Origin of the sequence: Acinetobacter albensis, assembly GCF_900095025.1 — a bacterium.
GTDB lineage: Bacteria > Pseudomonadota > Gammaproteobacteria > Pseudomonadales > Moraxellaceae > Acinetobacter > Acinetobacter albensis.
The window spans coordinates 1-17,289 of record NZ_FMBK01000011.1; the positions used below are offsets into that span (position 1 = coordinate 1).

Here is a 17,289-nt window from a genome sequence, read left to right on the forward strand (position 1 = left end):
CGACTGTACCGTATAAGCAGATTATTATTTCGACAGGTGAAGGTGCGAAGGCTGCATTATCTGCCTTTGATTATTTGATCCGCGCTGAGGGGTAATAATTTAAGAAAAAAGCCAAAGTATTTCTCAGATACTTTGGCTTTTGTTTATATTTTTTACTTTTAATCGGAATTTAGAACGCTTAGCCTAAGTTCTTTTTTTCTCTTTTTGTTTTATCTATTGTCTTTATTTACGCTTAGCTTAATGCTTAATTATGATCAAAAGATGACAAGAACATCATAAAAGTAATAGCGCTCTTCTTATTAACTTAAATAACGGTTTAAGTTATTTGTAAGTATATAGAATCAGGTACTTATACAGAAATTGAGTTATAAAATTTAAAATAATTAAATGCCTAATCATTCAATCTACCGATTCTAAGCTTTTTAAAATCTGACAATGATCTATTGTGGTTTGTGTGATACAGGATTGGCGCAGCAATTGAAGCTGTACTTGAAAATTTTGCAATTCAAAAATTTTACTTTCTACTTGTTTTAAATGCTCATCAATCAAATGATTAACTGCGTTGCAATCCCGATTCGGTTGCTGCTCAAGTGTTATTAGTAATTGAATTTCATTCAAAGACATATCTAAGGCACGACAACGCTTAATAAAAATTAAACGCTTTAAGACCTCATCATTATAATAACGATAATGATTTTCTGCGCGAAAACTGGGTTGTATCAGATTTTTCTTTTCATAAAAACGAATAGTATCTGGACTGAGTTGTGCCTTTTTTGCCAAATCTTTAATTAAATAATGTGGCGTAATTTTCATCATAAGACTTGACCTTGGAGTTAGTCCATAGTTTTGAATGAGCATAATACAACTGCTTTTAAAAGCAATGGAGAAAAGTATGACTTGTGGTTGCACCCCAGAACCGCCTCGCATAAACAGCAAGTTTAGGACTGCATTATGGATTGCATTGATTATTAATGCAGTCATGTTTTTGGTTGAGTTTATTGGAGGAACCTATGCGAATTCTTCTGCCTTATGGGCTGATTCTTTAGATTTTTTGGGTGATGCTGTGAATTATGGTATTTCACTGGCGGTATTGGGCCTGAGTCTATATTGGCGTGCAACTGTGGCTTTAATCAAAGGCATGACCATGGCTGCTTTTGGTGTAGTAGTCATCGGGAAAACGATCTCTGCCTATACACAGGGTATTCCACCTGAAGCGATCACAATGGGGATAATCGGGGTGTTCGCCTTAATTGCAAATGTTATATCTGCTGGATTTTTATATGCTTTTCGAGATGGTGATTCTAATATGCAATCGGTTTGGCTGTGTAGCCGAAATGATGCAATTGGAAATGTTGCGGTAATTTTAGCTGCGATGGGTGTATTTGGAACTGGAAGTTTAATTCCAGATATGCTGGTCGCTTTGATCATGTCAATATTAGGATTAACAGGTGGCTATCAGGTCATTAAAAAAGCAATTAAAGAACAACAAGACCATCCTAAATAGATTGAATTTTACGTATTTTTCATTCAGTTATAAGTATTATCATCATTTTGTTTAAAGAAGAGTGGTGCATCAAATTCAGATTTATAAAAATTAAAGCGTCATTTGATGCATTTTGCTCCAAAAATTTTCCCAAAGCTGTAAATATTGTTGAATGAGTTTCTCGTACTGAGATTGTTGATCACAGCTATAGCTTTGAGTAAGAAGGGCCCACAAATCTTCTTCATGGTTATTATCGTTGGCTAATTTTTCTGAATGATCGACTACACCATGACAAGCATAGTAACCTTCTGTGAATTCTGGATTATATTTCTCCAAATTTACTCTCAGCGCTTCGCTAAATTGAATAACTTGTAATTCTGCACAAGCTAAAATTAACAAGAGACCATTATAAGAGGATAGCTGATCTTGAATAAACTGATTTAAAGCATGTGCTTCTAAAACCACCTGTTCAGAATTAAGCGGTTGAACCTGTAAGGAGTTCAATAAATCCATATAATAAATGAGATGTGATTTTGCAGGCGAACTCAAACTTAGCTCATGCGTGTTAAAACCCAATTCATCTATTAAGTTCAGCGATAACAAATAACGTGCATGGGCTTTTGCATGAACACGGTCTGCATGATGAATATTCTCATGCTGCTCAAGTTGTAAGGCTTGATAAATGACCATGCTTAAAATATCGGTAAAGGTTTTTACAATTGCTGTAAAATAATTAAGATGGATAAATTTTAATTGATCAAGTGATAACATCTGATTATTTAAACGCGTTAAAATGGGATGTTCAAACAAGGGGTGCTGAGTACAGCTTTGTTTAAGCTGCCGAACTTCATTCACATGCTTATTCCACAAAGATGCTGGAATTGAGTGTTGAATAAACTCTAAAGCTGCTTTTCGTGCATATTCAGATTGTGTGAAAGAAAGCGTACTCATAAGGTAGAGATCAAATTTTAAGATATTTAATCATAGTAAAAAAAATATCAATACGCCACATTGTTTTATATAAAATACATTTATTTCAAATATTTGGCATTGCCATTTCTTGATGTGAGTGAATCTTACACATCAGTTTTTTTATGTCATAAAAAAATGATATACTATTACGTGTAGGTATTTGAATATTATAAAAATGTCCTTTTTTAATTTTTTTCACGGTTTATTCTTAAAATGAAGATAAGGTTGATAGGTAAATAAAATGTCTAAAAAAGACGACATCATACATACTGCACTGTATCTTTTTAATTCTCATAGCTATAACTCGATTGGAGTTGACCGGATTATTAGTGAATCCGGTGTTGCTAAGATGACATTTTATAAATATTTTCCTTCTAAAGCGAAACTCATTGAAGAGTGTTTGCATCGTAGGAATATGAATATACAAGATTCTTTAGGTTCTGCGATTGCGCAGTGTGAAAAAGATGATTATTTAGGACATATCAAAACCATATTTTTTTGGTATCAGGCTTGGTTTCATATGGACGATTTTAACGGCTGTATGTTTCAAAAAGCAGTTGAGGAAATATCTAAAATTTATCCATCCACCATGCAGCCTGCGACAGAATACAAAGAATGGTTATTGGAACGAATTCGTTTTGCCTTAGCACAGATGCAGATTAAACAGCCTTTACAATTGGCAATCCTGTTGACAAGCATTTTAGATGGCATGACTATACAGGCTCAAATTGATAAAAATTCAGTTAATATTGATGAGTACTGGAAACGGGTTGCTCAGTTGATTCAATTAGAATTAATGCCCAATTAATATTTTTAAGTGAATTCTTTTTGATCAATATGGAATTTTAGAAAATAAAAAAGCGTGTATATTTTTTATATCACGCCTCGCTGAAAGTTTCTTATTTAATATTTTAATCATTTTCATAAATGAAACTGACTAAAATATTAATGTTATGAGAAGTTTGAAAACTCCTTTCTTATATTATTTTTATGCTCCTAAAGTGCCCTCTGGATGTATTATTAATTCAGCTCAATGAAACAAAACAAGTATATACAGACCTGTCTGTTTATGTTTGAGAGTATAGATAGTTTTATTCCATAAGACAACAATTTGAGCTGAATTTTTGGTAAATTCTGACGAAAAAATATTGATTTGATTATAATTTAAACAATATTAAATTAAATTAAATAATTGAATTTAAAAAAAAACCGAGCAAATTGTTCGGTTTTTTAATATTTTACGTCTTATTTTTCAACAAATGCACGTTCAATCACATAATCGCCTAGTTGACCCATACGAGGTGATTCTTTCAACCCATGTTGATCAAGAAGCGCTACCACATCTTTCAAAAAAGCAGGGCTGCCACACAGCATTGCGCGGTCAACTTCAGGATTAAAACGCTCTAAACCAATTTTTTCAAAAAGTTCACCCGATTCAATTGCGGTCGTGACACGCCCTTGATTACGAAACTCTTCGCGAGTTACAGTTGGGTAATAAATGAGTTTGTCTTGAATTCCCAATTCTTGGAAAAACTCATGACTTGGAAGTTCATTTAGGATTAAGTCTTGATAAGCCAATTCTGAAATAAAACGTGTGCCATGCACAACAATGACTTTTTCATAGCGTTCGTAAGTTTCAGGATCACGAATCGTGGCTAAGAAAGGAGCAAGACCTGTACCTGAAGAAAGCAGGTATAAATTTTTACCTGGATTCAAATCGTCATGTACTAAAGTACCCGTAGGTTTTTTGGAAATTAAAATTTCATCGCCTACTTTTACTTTTTGTAAAATGGAAGTAAGTGGCCCATTTGGCACTTTAATAGAGAAAAACTCTAACTCTTCTTCATAGTTAGCACTAGCAATAGAATAAGCGCGCATTAAAGGCTTACCATTTACTTCCAAACCAATCATCACAAATTGACCATTTTTAAAACGTAGCGCTGTATCGCGTGTCGTTTTAAAACTGAATAATGTGTCATTCCAGTGGTGTACGTGAGTAATCTTTTCGACGTTGAAAGCAGCCATTAAAGGTCTCAATAAATTATCAAATTAGAACAGCTTACTATTCTAATCTAAAATCATTCTCGATAAACTGAATATAATGAATTGAACTTATCAGAAAAAGTGATTATGACAGACTTAAATCTGCCTATTATTGGGTATATGAATTCTCCTTATCTTGAAAAGTTTGGTATTCCTCGACAACCCAATTTGGTGCAAGTGGAATCTTATATTGAAATGGAAGTCCCCTTTAATGATGCATCTGCTTTTGAAGGAATTGAAGAATTTAGTCATCTGTGGCTCGTGTGGCAGTTTCATGACAATAAGAATCAGCACGAACAGACCAAATTCCGTCCACAAGTGAGACCGCCACGTTTAGGAGGAAATAAAAAGATAGGCGTGTTTGCAACACGTAGTATGTATCGTCCTGCACCGATTGGTTTATCTGTAGTGCAACTAAAATCTGTCAAAAAAATAGGTAAGTCCATTCGTGTTTATGTGACAGGAAGTGACTTACTTCATGGCACACCGATTATTGATATTAAACCTTATATTCAATATTCAGATGCAGTTCTACAGGCAGAAAGTGGGTATGCACAAGATGAACCTGAAAGAAAGGTGGTGGTCTGGAAAGATGTGGCAGAACAACAAAAACAATATTTAATTGAACATCAGATTTTAAAGAATCAAATGATTTATGAATTAGAACAGGTTTTATCACTCGACCCGCGTCCTGCTTACCAAAATAATCCAGAGCGCATTTATAAAATGAAATTTGCGCAGATGGATATCAGTTTTACGGTAGGTTTAAGTGAAGTCATGATTGTAGACCTTATTCCAATTGAGCAATTTAAAAAATAAGGGTGTTTCTTTTCATCCCGTGATTTTAAGCGAGATGAGTTTTAGTTTGTTATAGTGAAATGAGATCTGGGGGCGCAGCACAATGAATTTTAATTTTGAAATAGATACTGCATGGTGTTTAGAACAATTACAAAAAGATGGACGCATTACTGAACGCAATAAACTACTGATACAAACTACGCATCGTCAACGAGACCAACTTAAATGGCATCCGTTACAATGGATTGCTCAATTTAATTTGATTGATCAACTCCATCCACAATCCACTTTAACTTTAAATCGCTTATGTCAGTGGCTGGCAGAAAAAGCCCAGATCTCCTTTTATATTATTGATCCTTTGAAAGCAGATGTGCAGGCGTTGACCAATGTCATGTCGCAAGAATTTGCTGTACGCAACAGAATTTTGGCAGTTGAAATACAGCCTGATCAAGTATTAATTGCAACAGATCAACCATTTAAAAATGAATGGGTGGCAAATCTTGAACATAGTATTGCACCCAAAAAAATTCAGCGTGTATTGCTTAGTCCAGATCAGTTACAGCGTTATTTAGTTGAATACTATCAAGTTAGTCGTGCGGTGAATTCTTCGCAAAAAGCCAGCGCCTATGACCGAGATAATAAAGGGGTCGAAGCACTGTTGCAATTGGGAGATACTCAAAATCCTGATGCCAATGATCAGCACATTGTGAAGTTGGTGGATTGGGTTTTACAGTTTGCTTTCGAACAAGGCGCCAGTGATATTCATTTAGAGCCACGCAAAGATGCAGGTAAAGTGCGTTTTAGAATTGATGGGGTGCTGCATACTATTTATAAAATGCCTGCCAATACCTTAACTGCGGTCATTTCACGGATTAAAATTTTAGGCCGTATGAATGTCGCAGAAAAGCGCAAACCTCAAGATGGACGCTTGAAAACGCGAACACCTAAAGGACAAGAAACAGAGCTACGTTTATCGACTTTACCCACCGCTTTTGGTGAAAAAATGGTCATGCGTATTTTTGATCCTGAAGTATTGGTTCGCAGTTTTCAACAATTGGGTTTTGAGGGGGGATTACTGAGTGATTGGCAGGCATTAACTGCACATAGTCATGGCATTATTTTAGTGACTGGACCAACGGGTTCAGGGAAAACCACCACACTCTACTCTTCATTGAAACAGTTGGCCACGGAACAAGTGAATGTGTGTACCATTGAAGATCCGATTGAAATGTTAGAACCTAGCTTTAACCAAATGCAGGTCAATGCAGGTATTGATCTGGGTTTTGCGGATGGCGTGCGAGCACTCATGCGACAAGATCCTGATATCATTATGGTGGGGGAGATTCGTGACCATGATACGGCAAATATGGCTATTCAAGCAGCTTTGACAGGACATTTGGTATTATCTACTTTACATACCAACGATGCGCCTTCAAGTTTAACTCGATTGCATGATTTGGGTATCCAGCCATTTTTAACTGCAGCGACTATTTTAGGTGTTTTGGCACAACGTTTAGTCCGTAAACTTTGTCCACATTGTAAGCAGGAAAGCTTTATTAATGAGCAAGAATGGAAGCATTTAACCTTCGATTACTCTATTGAAATGCCCGATTTTGTTTTTCAAGCAATGGGTTGTGAAGAATGTAGACAGACGGGATATAAAGGACGGGTGGGTATTTATGAGTTTATGCCCTTAAGTTTAGAAACAAAACAATTGATTGGGGCAAATGCTCACTTGAATCAATTACGTGAACAAGCCAAGAAAGAAGGGATCGAACCGCTGCGTATTGCAGGTGCACGTAAAGTCCTCGATGGTATGACGACTTTAGAAGAAGTACTGCGTGTGGTACCTCTAAATTAATTTCTTGAAAATGAAGAGATCTTAAGATTCACCTCATCTTTATTTGTTTTAATCATTTTATCGAAATGATGAACAACAAAATGAGGATGTAACAATGAATATGATCTCTAAAGCAGCTTTAATTACCGGTTTAGTCGGAGCTTCTACATTTGCTTTGGCGAATACAGCCATTAATCAAACAGCGATTGCACCGACGACGACCACATCGGTCAAACAAGCTTTAACTTTAAAAGATGACAGCAAAGTGCAATTAAAAGGTTATGTTGTAAAATCTGTTGGCGATGAAAAATATCAATTCCGCGATACGACTGGCAGTATTACAGTCGATATTGATGATGAGTTATGGCAAGGTAAACCTGTCAATGCCACCACACCTGTAACACTGATTGGTGAAATTGATATTGATTATAAACCAGCAAAACGTGTTGAACTTGATGTAGATGCTGTCCAGTTTTAAATTGAGAACTTTGTCTAGTTAAGAATTTATTTAGAGAATCAGACAAACCATCTCAAATTTATTAGCGGATTTTCTTCCAAAAACCACATGAGTTGCTCATGTGGTTTTTTAAATTAAGTCATCTATAAAGCATGATATGTTAAGGTTCAATCAGGATTGAATTCGGGTACAAGAGATGCGGATTTTATTGGCAGAAGATGATGTATCTCAAGCAGAAAGCATCAAAACATGGCTAGAAATGGACGGTTATAATATCGATTGGGTCGATCGCGGGGATCATGCTATTTTAGCGATTGAACAACATCGTTATGATTGTGTGCTTCTGGATCGTGGTCTCCCTAAAGCAACAGGGGATGATATTCTGAAAGCCTTACGGCAACAGGAACAGCAAACCCCGGTTATTTTTATTACCGCGCGCGATAGCATTAATGACCGTGTAACAGGTTTAGATTTGGGTGCAAATGATTATTTGGTCAAACCTTTTAGTTTGGAAGAGCTTTCTGCACGAGTGCGATCACAACTCAGACAGCATCAGACGAGTGTAGGACCATGTTTGCACTATGCCAATTTAGTGTTAGACCCACACGCAAAAACAGTCAGTCAAAATGGTGAGACTATCAATTTAACGGCCAAAGAATTTCAGATTTTATTTAAATTGATGCAAAAACCTGAACATGTCATTACGCGGGATCAATTAGAAGAATCTCTTTATGCTTGGGGCGATGAAATAGAAAGTAACGCAATTGAAGTATTTATTTATCAATTGCGTAAGAAGATAGGCAGTACACTGATTAAAACCATTCGTGGCCTAGGTTATCGTATGAGTCAGAATTAATATGGCAAATCTTGTGTCTTTACAAAGCAAACTCGTCAAAACCTCATTGTTTAGCTCAATGGTGGCGGGTATGTTGGCTTTACTTCTTTTTGTCGCGATTTCACTGTATCAAACCATGCAAGTGCAAGATCAACTCATGGATGAAGTGAGTGATATGCTGTTAATTTCTGATGTGACGCGGGCTGCTGGACAACAGGTTGATGAGTTAAGTGATGAATTTGATATTCAATATCTATTAAAAGATCAACACCAAGTGCTAACGCAATCCAAAGATTTCTACATAGAAAAGCACAGTAAAGCTTTTGATGACAACTGGATTCCGGGTTATCACTTTATTTGGCAAGATCAGCAATTGTGGCGCACTTATGTAGCCGAAGATTCAGAACTTAAAATGTCGGTATGGGTGATGCAACCGATCGGTCAGCGCTTTAAAGAACTGGCTCAAAATATGCTGCTATATGGCGTTATTCTAATTTTATTGTGGTTGTTACAATGGGGGATTTTACATTATTCAGTAAAGCGACAATTTAAAATCATTCATCAATTATCCAAAGATATTGCTGAAAAAAATGCAGATGATTTAGCCCCTATTCAACAGAAAGCCCCACAGTTAAAAGAATTACAGCCGATGGTATGGCAACTCAATCAGTTATTACAACGCTTGCAGCAATCGTTGCTTGCCGAGCAACGTTTTACAGCTGACGCATCGCATGAATTGCGCTCACCATTGTCTGCAATTCAAATGCGTTTACAGGTTTTAAAACGAAAATATCCCGATTTAAGTCAAGATTTAGTGAGTATGCAAAATGATGTCAATCGGGGCACACAAGTTTTAGAGAATTTACTTTTACTGGCCCGATTGGATCCAACGAATACCAGTCAGCTTCCTAAAACTCAGGTTAATCTTCAGCTTCTTGTAACAGAGGTATTAGGTGCCTTGCAGCCATTTTCACTTGAGAAAAAAACAGATATTAACAGTCAGGTAGAATCTCAACTTTTTATTTTAGCCAATGAGAAATTGCTCTTTAGCTGTCTGCGAAATTTAATTGATAACGCTATTCGCTACACCCCAATCAATGGACAAGTCATGATTCAGGTTTATCAGCATGAAGACAAAATCATGATCAGGATTGATGATAATGGACAAGGTGTAACGCCTGAGGTATTGACTCATTTAGGTGAGCGTTTTTATCGAGTTTTAGGAACAAAAACGCAAGGTTCAGGCTTAGGAATTTCAATTTGTAAAAAAATTATCGATTTACATCAGGGGGATATTTCTTTTTCTCAATCAAGCTATGGTGGTTTAAGCGTTTTACTTCAATTACCCTTAACATTACACGCTTAAAAAGCAGTATGTTGCGCACATACTGCCTATTTCCACGATTATTATTATTTAGGTTTTTGTTGTTTTATTTGGTCAGAATGAGACGATTGTTCCGTGTTAAACGTAAACGATATTCTTCACCAGCATGCATAATTCTAATTTCTCGACCTAAAGAAAATAAGTTATTCGAATGCAGCATAGGTAATGAATGGGCTGCTTCGTTATTACGGGTAAATAAGCTAAATGGTGCGTTCATTCCGTCGACTCCGTGGTATATGTGGGAACGATTTAAATGATAATCATTATCGAATAGACCTGTCAATCAATTCTTTTAAATTTTATAAAAAACTTAAATTTACTTACACTTTGTAATATTGCCAGTTAAAAGGATAGAGCATGTTTAAACCGAGTATTGATATTGCGATTGGGATTTTGTTACATCAGAACAAAATCTTAGTGGGTTGGCGCGAAGCAAAACAACATCAAGGCAATAAACATGAATTTCCCGGAGGTAAGGTGGAAGAGGGTGAGACCCCATTAGCAGCATGCCGACGAGAAGTTTATGAAGAAGTGGGGGTGGGGTTAAAAGATTGGTCGGCATTTGATGTGATTCATCATGAATATGATGATGTCGTGGTCAATTTACATTTATTTCAAGCAATTGTACCTGAAGCCTTATTAAATGAAGTTCAACAGCCTTGGTCGTGGTATAGCCGTGAGCAATTACTCGATTTAAATTTTCCTCAAGCAAATGAGGGGATGATTCAACGTTTGTACTGGCCACATCAAATTAAAATTTCAGAACAGTTAGAAATAGCCAAATCACTCACGCAAGACCAGTTGTTGTATTGGCGGGTAGAAAGTACTCCAGAGCGTGTCATAGAGCTTTCTGAATTAAGTGTAGAGCATTTATCGAGACTTATTGTAAATACTGAGCTCTATCAGCAATTAAGTTCCATTCAGCAGCAGTATATAGCGACAATTCATTTAAAACAGACGCAAGTTTTGACTTTTAGTGCAGCAGATTTAAAAGTAGGTAAGCGATATATTGCGGCTTGTCATGATCTAGCTTCAATTCGACATGCTCAGAAAATAGGCTGTGATGCTCTTCTACTGAGTCCTGTTTTGGCTACAGAAACGCATTCAGAGGCGACAACGCTTGGATGGGAGCAGTTTGAAAAGCTTGCTTCACAAGTGGATATTCCTGTATTTGCATTAGGTGGAATGAAAGCGAGTGAGTTGAATTTAGCACAGCAACATGGAGCTTACGGCATCGCAGGCATTCGTTTTTTATAAGCCTTGAAATAAATAAAAAGAAGCGATCAGAAGAGATATTCACTCTTTGAATCGCTTCTTGGTATTAGGCTAATAACCCTTATCTATTGCTTGAGTGCTTTTTGCGCCTGCTGAATGGTTTTTTGATCATTTTGCTGCTGTGCAGCTTTCAAAATAACCAGCCATAGCTGTTTTTTCATCGCATTGCTTTGCGCATAACTGAGTCCACGTTGGGCTAACGCTTCGGCATTCACAGGTTTGTTTTTTTTCTGTGCAACCAACGCCAAATATAAAAAAGTTTCTGCAGATTGTGGTGCTAAGCGTTGTGCTTGCAAAGCAGCCGCTTCGGTTTCATTCCATTTACCCTGTTTATATGCAAGCTGTGCGTTTTGCATCAGTTTTTTAAAGGCAGGAAGTTGACGACCATCCTCAAATTGCTGAGTCTTTCTTTGCTCAGGTATAACAACTTGCATTTTTTTACGCTGAATTTCTTCACGTTCATAAGGTGTAATAATAACGCCAGAAGGGGTTTTAGTCTCTGGCTTTTCGGAAGAAGGTGATTTTTTGGAATCTTGAGAGGGAGGTATAGGTAAGCTTTGACAACCTACTAATACCACAATGCCCAAGCTTAAAGCTATTTTCGTACAAGTATTCAAACAAACATTCATGACCAATTTTCACCATTAGTTTTCATAACGACCACTTGAAATAATCTGAGTATTACTCGAAAGATCGCGTTGCATTTCAGTTTCACTTTCATGAATATAGTTTTCAATACTATCGTTTGGATCGACGGGCGCTTGAGTATTTTCCGTATCAGGATTGTAAACAGGTTCGACTTGGTAATAGGGTAGACCGCAAGCAGTTGCTTGACGTGGAACGCTATTCCGCAACAGTGGAATGTACATTGCACCTTCACAGCCTTGTGCAGATAAATGTCCCGTTGCACGATCAATCCACTGCCATTGCACATTTTCAGTTTGGCGTAAATTCACTGGCTTTTGGCGTAGCTGGTTCATGACATTGGTCCAAACAGGCAATGCTCCTGAAGAACCTGTTAAACCTGTGACTTTATTGTCATCCAGACCCAACCAAACAACACTTAAATAATTTCCTGAATAACCAGCAAACCACGAATCGCGTGTATCATTGGTTGTGCCTGATTTACCTGCCAATTTTAAATCTGCAGGTAATGTGTTGTAGGCTGAACGCCCTGTACCTGAACTCATCACTTGTTGTAAGCCATAATTCAAAATATAGGCTGCAGATGGATCAATCGTTTTTTGCACACTTAAGCCATAACGTTCGAGTAAACGTCCGTTAGAATCGACAACAGCACGAATCGATTTAATCGGATATTTAAATCCACCCGTTGCAAAATTACTATAAATACTCATCACTTCCATGGGTGACATATCAACTGCACCCAAGAAAATGGATGGATAACTCGGAATATTTGAAGTTACACCAAATTTTTTCAGGTGATTGCTAAAGGTCGACACCCCAAATTCTTGACCCAAGCGAACAGCTGAAAGGTTATAGGAATTTGCTAGCGCCGTAGCCATCGGCACAATACCGTGTTCGCCGCCGCTATAGTTTTTTGGTGTCCAGCTTTTTCCTTCACTTCCAATCGTTATATGACTATCTTCAATTGGACTTGCCCATGTATAACGTCCCGATTCTATTGCACTTAAATAGATGACGGGCTTAAGCAAAGAACCGACTTGACGCTTAGCATCTAAGGCACGATTAAAACCAGTAAAGTCTTGGGTCGAGCCGACAGCTGCAACCAATTCACCGTTTTCTGGATGAGAAATTAAAACTGCCCCTTGTAAATCTTTTAATCTTTTAGGATTAGCATTGCTTAAACGAGAAACAGAGTTTTTAAAGGCATCTTGTACTTGAATTTGAGCAATTGGATCAAGCGTGGTAAAGATTTTTAAACCTTGATTGGTTAAATCACCTTCTTGATATTCTGTTCTCAATTGGCGACGTACAATATCTAGAAAATCTGGAAAACGTGCAGGCCCAAGTGTAGGTTTGGCAATCACATTTAATGGTCGTGCAGTTTCTTGCTCAAACTGTTGTTGGCTAAGATAGCCCATGACCAGCATATTGTTTAAAACAAGATCACGACGTTTTTTTGCACCTTCTGGATTTTTCCATGGATTAAAAAGAGAAGGTCCCTGTACTAACCCAACCAAATAGGCTTGCTGAGCAGTATTTAATTCGCGCAAAGGCAAACCAAAATAGAACTGGGCAGCTAAACCATAACCATTAATAGAATAATTACCATTTTGCCCCAGATTCACTTCATTAAGATAAGCTTCTAAAATCTCATCTTTATCATAATGAAGCTCAATCAACATCGCCATAAAGGCTTCATTCACTTTGCGTTTTAAAGTTTTTTCAGGGCTTAAATAAAAGTTTTTGACCAATTGCTGAGTCAGCGTAGAACCGCCTTGACGTTTCCCACCGGTTACATTACTCACCAAGGCGCGTGCTGTACCCCGAATTGAAATTCCATGATGGTGATAAAAATTACGGTCTTCTGTGGCAATTAAAGCTTCGATTAAAGGTTTTGGTACATTCTTGAGTTTGATTAAGACACGATCTTCATTATGTTGGGGATATATTCCGCCAATTAATAAAGGCTCCAAACGCGCAATTCCTGTAGAAGAAGGCTTGGTTGCACTCACTTCTGAAATTTGGTTATTAGCAAAATTTACTTTGAGAATTTGCTCAGGTTCTACGCTATCACCAAAATCAAAACCGCGTGTATGAACGTATAACTCATTTCCAGAAGTCACATAACTACCAGATTTTGTATAACTTTCCGAGTTTTTGTAGCCTAGTAGCTTTAATTCTTGAGTAAAGTCTGTCTGATTTACAGGTGCGTTGGTGTAAACCTCCAAAGGACGTGCAAAAACTTTGGCTGGAATATCCCAACGTTGTCCTTCAAATTTATCTCTTACAATATTATCCATGCGTATTAAGTAGATACTAAAAACGATAAAAACGCCGATGACTAATATTGAGAAAATAAGGGCCAGTAAACCGATACCGCGTTCAGACTTCATCAATTGTTCTAAAATCCCAATAAATTGTGCTAATCATGCGAAGCTTTTCAATATTTTGCAATAATTAATCTGTGAATAAGCAGGAAAAATTATCCTGAAGAAGCCAATTTTATTGGGTTCAACGATTGTTTTTTAAATATTTTAGTGAGGGTTGACGAATATTTTTAAATTACGTTTTTAATTGAATCTCTTGAAAAGATATAATGAAGAATAACTGTTTTAAATGAGCTTAAGTTTATGAACACAACAGGAAATCATCTATCTTTCAATAGAGATCACGATTTTTGACATATTAGACGTGTGATTTTTTATTCAGCAATTCTATAAAGAATTAAATCGCTATTTAGGTGAATAATAAATAAATTACGATATGTATAAGGTGTTCAAAAAAGTTCAATAAACCAGACTTTAAATGCCCTGTAAATTTTTTTAAAATGCAGAGGGTTAATGCTATGATATAGATGGGTCGTAGCGGAGCGATGATGCAGGTGCAAATTTCACATAAAAGTTTTCGGAATATTGGGTTGATAGGGCGTCCAGATAAATCCTCCGTCGTTGAAACATTAAGTCTTATTCATGATCATCTTTTAAATCTGGGTCTACATCCTGTTTTTGATTCGGAAACAGCGAAATTAGTCCCTTATAGCAATACACAAACGGTCAGTCGTAGCTTATTGGGTGAAGTGGTTGATTTGGTGATTGTGGTGGGTGGTGATGGATCTTTACTGCATGCCGCAAGAGCGTTAGTTAAACACAATACCCCCGTCATTGGCGTAAACCGTGGTCGTTTGGGTTTTTTAACCGATATTAAGCCAACTGAAGTGATTTATAAACTCGATCAAGTTTTGAAAGGTGAATTTCAGCTTGATCGTCGTTTTTTATTGGAAATGGAAATTCGGTCTAAAGGTGAAATCATCTATGATGCGATTGCATTGAATGATGTGGTGTTGCATTCAGGTCGCTCGGTACATATGATTGATTTTGAAATGAATATTGATGGACAATATGTATATCGGCAACATAGTGATGGTTTAATAGTATCTACTCCGACAGGGTCGACAGCGTATGCCTTATCAGGTGGTGGACCGATTGTTCATCCAGGGATGGATGCAATTTCTTTAGTGCCAATGCATCCGCATACTTTGTCTTCACGACCGATTGTGGTCGGTGGGCACAGTGAAATCAAGATTATCATTCGTGAAAATCGTGTGCTACCGATGGTTAGTGCAGATGGTCAACATAGTGTTTCACTGAGTGTAGGTGACAGTTTACATATCCGTAAACATCCATTTAAATTGAATCTACTTCATCCGCCAGGTTACGACTTTTATATGGCATGTCGAACTAAACTTGGCTGGAATCAAGACTTTGACTCTTTACAACAGCAGGATTAAATGATGAATATTGAACAAATGTTGGCTGTACTCGATCCTGATATTGTTTCGCGCTTGAAGACAGCAGTAGAAATTGGAAAGTGGCCTAATGGCATTGTATTGACTCAAGAACAACGTCAAATTTGTATGCAAGCCGTGATTGCATGGGAAGCTCAGTATTTACCTGAAAAAGAACGTAGTGGTTATATTGATAAAGGACATAAAGAGGAAGGTGAAGAGTGTGATTCGCATGTTCCAGAACCTGAATTTAAACCAATTCGTTTTGTCTAAATATTTACTTTTAGATAAAAAAGACACTGAGGTGTCTTTTTTTTATGAGTTAATGATTTAAATCAAAGCCTATGATGGTCACATCAAGTTTCAATCTTTTAAGAAGTATTGTTTAGGTGTATTTTATTCGTGACAGGGTAAAATGCGGAGTGCTACTCCGCAAGAACACCGATCTCATATGATGAAATGTTGTTTTGTCATTAAAAAATTAATCCACTTTGAAACGTGTCGCCCAAAGCTGTTTGGCTTTTAATATGGCTTGATCATAAGAGTCATAAACGCCCATGGTATATAAAGCAATACCCATTGTTTCAGTAACGGCTATTTCACCATACTCATGGTTTTGTTTACCTTCCCATACCGCTTTAAATACATCTAAATCGAGTTGTTCTTCTATTGGGCTACGGTTAAGCGTTAATTTTGGTAATTCATGTTCATAAAGTTCACCATTTTGAATTCCGCAAATTAAAGTTTTAGCATCTGGGTTACGTTCAAATTCGCCTGCTTCACCTTTAATGACAGCACTATTTTTATAACCTAATTTAAAAGCAGCTTGTTGATGTGAACTCCGATAAGCAGGGTGAAAAATAGCCTGCAAGGTTGCTTTCGCATTGAATGGATTAATTAAACGTGCAAGCGTGTGAATGGGCGAACGTAAACCCATCACATTTCGCAATGCAATTAAATCGCTTAATTTGGGTGAAATGACATGTAGAGGAATAAAAGCAAAATTAAATTGTTGTAATTGTTGTTCCACATCTATTTCATTTTGGCAAATATGATAACCGAAGTATTCTAATACCTGTTCGGTATATACGCGATTAAGGGTATGTCCAGAAGCACCATGCATGACGATTTTATAACCTTGTTGTGCCAGTGTTAATGCTGCCAGTAAAAACCAAGGATAATGTTTACGTTTGCCCGCATAAGAAGACCAATCTAAATCTACATGCAACGCTTTAAAATGAAGTTGATCACGTGTTGCTTGCACGAAACCTGCTAACTCATCAACAGACTCTTCCTTGACACGTAACAGCATTAAGAATGCCCCAAGCTGTACGTCTAAAACTTCATCATTTAAGATCATACTAAACGCTTGATAGGCTTCTTCATAACTGAGCGAGCGAGCACCACTTTTGCCTTTACCAACAATACGAACAAATTGGGCAAATGGATGCTCAATATTTTTATAAAGATTTCTTTTTGTATCCATGCCAATCACAGTATTTCGTATCAAAATGAGTTTCCTCACTATGACATAAAAATAAAATGAAGAAAAAAATAATATCTATATTAGACTAATGTCTGAATGGATTTTGTGTGAAAAACAATCGAAAAGGATACGTGTTAACATTTTTTGATCTAAATTCAAGTACACTTTCTGCTTATAGAATTTATTTAAATTTTCATGATCTCCTTAATCCATTTTTATGACAGCTCATTTAAAGACCAGCTGTAAAATGGGTTATTTCACTTATGAATATTTTCTCATCTTTA

Annotated in this window: 17 protein-coding genes and 1 pseudogene; 11 read left to right on the forward strand and 7 right to left on the reverse strand. The window is 36.8% G+C overall.

Features of this window, described 5'->3' with window-relative positions:
• Positions 1-95 (forward strand): annotated as a pseudogene (locus GA0116959_RS14350) (FAD-dependent oxidoreductase); the annotation flags it as partial.
• A gap of 304 nt (positions 96-399) precedes the next feature.
• Here GA0116959_RS14350 and GA0116959_RS09905 read toward each other — a convergent pair.
• Positions 400-816: a Cd(II)/Pb(II)-responsive transcriptional regulator gene (locus GA0116959_RS09905; protein WP_244878588.1), complete on the reverse strand. Its 417-nt coding sequence runs from the start codon at positions 814-816 to the stop codon at positions 400-402.
• Between the two features lie 76 nt (positions 817-892).
• Between GA0116959_RS09905 and GA0116959_RS09910 the strand changes: the two genes are divergently transcribed.
• The gene (locus GA0116959_RS09910; protein ID WP_092720569.1) at positions 893-1,504 is read left to right on the forward strand and encodes a cation efflux transmembrane domain-containing protein; all 612 of its coding nucleotides are present in this window, start codon (positions 893-895) and stop codon (positions 1,502-1,504) included.
• Between the two features lie 90 nt (positions 1,505-1,594).
• Here GA0116959_RS09910 and GA0116959_RS09915 read toward each other — a convergent pair whose 3' ends face one another.
• Positions 1,595-2,434 carry a hypothetical protein gene (locus GA0116959_RS09915; RefSeq protein ID WP_092720570.1) on the reverse strand — a complete coding sequence of 280 codons (840 nt, stop codon included), beginning with the start codon at positions 2,432-2,434 and terminating at the stop codon, positions 1,595-1,597.
• A 262-nt stretch (positions 2,435-2,696) separates the two neighbouring features.
• On the opposite strand from GA0116959_RS09915, the gene GA0116959_RS09920 reads away from it, so the two are divergent.
• Positions 2,697-3,263 (forward strand): TetR/AcrR family transcriptional regulator, encoded by a 567-nt coding sequence (locus GA0116959_RS09920; protein WP_092720571.1) that lies wholly within the window; start codon positions 2,697-2,699, stop codon positions 3,261-3,263.
• A 437-nt stretch (positions 3,264-3,700) separates the two neighbouring features.
• Here GA0116959_RS09920 and GA0116959_RS09925 read toward each other — a convergent pair whose 3' ends face one another.
• The gene (locus GA0116959_RS09925; protein WP_053578219.1) at positions 3,701-4,480 is read right to left on the reverse strand and encodes a ferredoxin--NADP reductase; all 780 of its coding nucleotides are present in this window, start codon (positions 4,478-4,480) and stop codon (positions 3,701-3,703) included.
• Between the two features lie 105 nt (positions 4,481-4,585).
• Between GA0116959_RS09925 and tsaA the strand changes: the two genes are divergently transcribed.
• The 5 genes from tsaA (at position 4,586) to GA0116959_RS09950 (ending at position 9,794) form a co-directional block, all read left to right on the forward strand.
• On the forward strand, positions 4,586-5,317 hold the full coding sequence (tsaA, locus tag GA0116959_RS09930) for a tRNA (N6-threonylcarbamoyladenosine(37)-N6)-methyltransferase TrmO (RefSeq protein WP_092720572.1): 732 nt from the start codon (positions 4,586-4,588) through the stop codon (positions 5,315-5,317).
• An 82-nt stretch (positions 5,318-5,399) separates the two neighbouring features.
• The gene (gene tfpB / locus GA0116959_RS09935; RefSeq protein WP_092720573.1) at positions 5,400-7,157 is read left to right on the forward strand and encodes a type IV pilus assembly ATPase TfpB; all 1,758 of its coding nucleotides are present in this window, start codon (positions 5,400-5,402) and stop codon (positions 7,155-7,157) included.
• 94 nt (positions 7,158-7,251) lie between these two features.
• Positions 7,252-7,614 carry a NirD/YgiW/YdeI family stress tolerance protein gene (locus GA0116959_RS09940; protein WP_053578217.1) on the forward strand — a complete coding sequence of 121 codons (363 nt, stop codon included), beginning with the start codon at positions 7,252-7,254 and terminating at the stop codon, positions 7,612-7,614.
• Positions 7,615-7,789: 175 nt separating this feature from the next.
• Positions 7,790-8,449: a response regulator transcription factor gene (locus GA0116959_RS09945; RefSeq protein ID WP_092720574.1), complete on the forward strand. Its 660-nt coding sequence runs from the start codon at positions 7,790-7,792 to the stop codon at positions 8,447-8,449.
• A 1-nt stretch (position 8,450) separates the two neighbouring features.
• Positions 8,451-9,794 (forward strand): sensor histidine kinase, encoded by a 1,344-nt coding sequence (locus tag GA0116959_RS09950; RefSeq protein ID WP_092720575.1) that lies wholly within the window; start codon positions 8,451-8,453, stop codon positions 9,792-9,794.
• A 64-nt stretch (positions 9,795-9,858) separates the two neighbouring features.
• On the opposite strand, the gene hemP is transcribed toward GA0116959_RS09950, so the two are convergent.
• Positions 9,859-10,029, reverse strand: a complete 171-nt coding sequence (gene hemP, locus GA0116959_RS09955) for a hemin uptake protein HemP (RefSeq protein WP_053578214.1) — start codon at positions 10,027-10,029, stop codon at positions 9,859-9,861.
• A gap of 140 nt (positions 10,030-10,169) precedes the next feature.
• Here hemP and GA0116959_RS09960 point away from each other — a divergent pair, with 140 nt between their 5' ends.
• The gene (locus GA0116959_RS09960; protein ID WP_092720576.1) at positions 10,170-11,069 is read left to right on the forward strand and encodes a thiamine phosphate synthase; all 900 of its coding nucleotides are present in this window, start codon (positions 10,170-10,172) and stop codon (positions 11,067-11,069) included.
• An 83-nt stretch (positions 11,070-11,152) separates the two neighbouring features.
• Here the strand turns inward: GA0116959_RS09960 and GA0116959_RS09965 are convergent, their stop codons facing one another.
• On the reverse strand, positions 11,153-11,716 hold the full coding sequence (locus GA0116959_RS09965; RefSeq protein WP_092720577.1) for a hypothetical protein: 564 nt from the start codon (positions 11,714-11,716) through the stop codon (positions 11,153-11,155).
• Positions 11,717-11,731: 15 nt separating this feature from the next.
• On the reverse strand, positions 11,732-14,128 hold the full coding sequence (gene mrcB, locus GA0116959_RS09970) for a penicillin-binding protein 1B (protein WP_092720578.1): 2,397 nt from the start codon (positions 14,126-14,128) through the stop codon (positions 11,732-11,734).
• Positions 14,129-14,589: 461 nt separating this feature from the next.
• On the opposite strand from mrcB, the gene GA0116959_RS09975 reads away from it, so the two are divergent.
• Both GA0116959_RS09975 and GA0116959_RS09980 read left to right on the forward strand, forming a co-directional pair.
• Complete coding sequence (locus tag GA0116959_RS09975) at positions 14,590-15,522, forward strand: NAD(+) kinase (protein ID WP_406741606.1); 933 nt, start codon at positions 14,590-14,592, stop codon at positions 15,520-15,522.
• 3 nt (positions 15,523-15,525) lie between these two features.
• The gene (locus GA0116959_RS09980; protein WP_092720579.1) at positions 15,526-15,792 is read left to right on the forward strand and encodes a YeaC family protein; all 267 of its coding nucleotides are present in this window, start codon (positions 15,526-15,528) and stop codon (positions 15,790-15,792) included.
• Positions 15,793-16,000: 208 nt separating this feature from the next.
• On the opposite strand, the gene GA0116959_RS09985 is transcribed toward GA0116959_RS09980, so the two are convergent.
• Positions 16,001-17,005 (reverse strand): glycosyl transferase family protein, encoded by a 1,005-nt coding sequence (locus tag GA0116959_RS09985; RefSeq protein WP_092720580.1) that lies wholly within the window; start codon positions 17,003-17,005, stop codon positions 16,001-16,003.
• Positions 17,006-17,289 lie beyond the last annotated feature (284 nt).

Coding starts and splice junctions, on each gene's coding strand:
- GA0116959_RS09945 (WP_092720574.1), top strand. CDS start 7,790: ATGCGGATTTTATTGGCAGAAGATGATGTATCTCAAGCAGAAAGCATC.
- GA0116959_RS09905 (WP_244878588.1), bottom strand. CDS start 816: ATGATGAAAATTACGCCACATTATTTAATTAAAGATTTGGCAAAAAAG.
- GA0116959_RS09910 (WP_092720569.1), top strand. CDS start 893: ATGACTTGTGGTTGCACCCCAGAACCGCCTCGCATAAACAGCAAGTTT.
- tfpB (WP_092720573.1), top strand. CDS start 5,400: ATGAATTTTAATTTTGAAATAGATACTGCATGGTGTTTAGAACAATTA.
- GA0116959_RS09960 (WP_092720576.1), top strand. CDS start 10,170: ATGTTTAAACCGAGTATTGATATTGCGATTGGGATTTTGTTACATCAG.
- GA0116959_RS09920 (WP_092720571.1), top strand. CDS start 2,697: ATGTCTAAAAAAGACGACATCATACATACTGCACTGTATCTTTTTAAT.
- GA0116959_RS09950 (WP_092720575.1), top strand. CDS start 8,451: ATGGCAAATCTTGTGTCTTTACAAAGCAAACTCGTCAAAACCTCATTG.
- tsaA (WP_092720572.1), top strand. CDS start 4,586: ATGACAGACTTAAATCTGCCTATTATTGGGTATATGAATTCTCCTTAT.
- hemP (WP_053578214.1), bottom strand. CDS start 10,029: ATGAACGCACCATTTAGCTTATTTACCCGTAATAACGAAGCAGCCCAT.
- GA0116959_RS09980 (WP_092720579.1), top strand. CDS start 15,526: ATGAATATTGAACAAATGTTGGCTGTACTCGATCCTGATATTGTTTCG.
- GA0116959_RS09985 (WP_092720580.1), bottom strand. CDS start 17,005: ATGGATACAAAAAGAAATCTTTATAAAAATATTGAGCATCCATTTGCC.
- GA0116959_RS09975 (WP_406741606.1), top strand. CDS start 14,590: ATGGGTCGTAGCGGAGCGATGATGCAGGTGCAAATTTCACATAAAAGT.
- GA0116959_RS09965 (WP_092720577.1), bottom strand. CDS start 11,716: ATGAATGTTTGTTTGAATACTTGTACGAAAATAGCTTTAAGCTTGGGC.
- GA0116959_RS09940 (WP_053578217.1), top strand. CDS start 7,252: ATGAATATGATCTCTAAAGCAGCTTTAATTACCGGTTTAGTCGGAGCT.
- mrcB (WP_092720578.1), bottom strand. CDS start 14,128: ATGAAGTCTGAACGCGGTATCGGTTTACTGGCCCTTATTTTCTCAATA.
- GA0116959_RS09925 (WP_053578219.1), bottom strand. CDS start 4,480: ATGGCTGCTTTCAACGTCGAAAAGATTACTCACGTACACCACTGGAAT.
- GA0116959_RS09915 (WP_092720570.1), bottom strand. CDS start 2,434: ATGAGTACGCTTTCTTTCACACAATCTGAATATGCACGAAAAGCAGCT.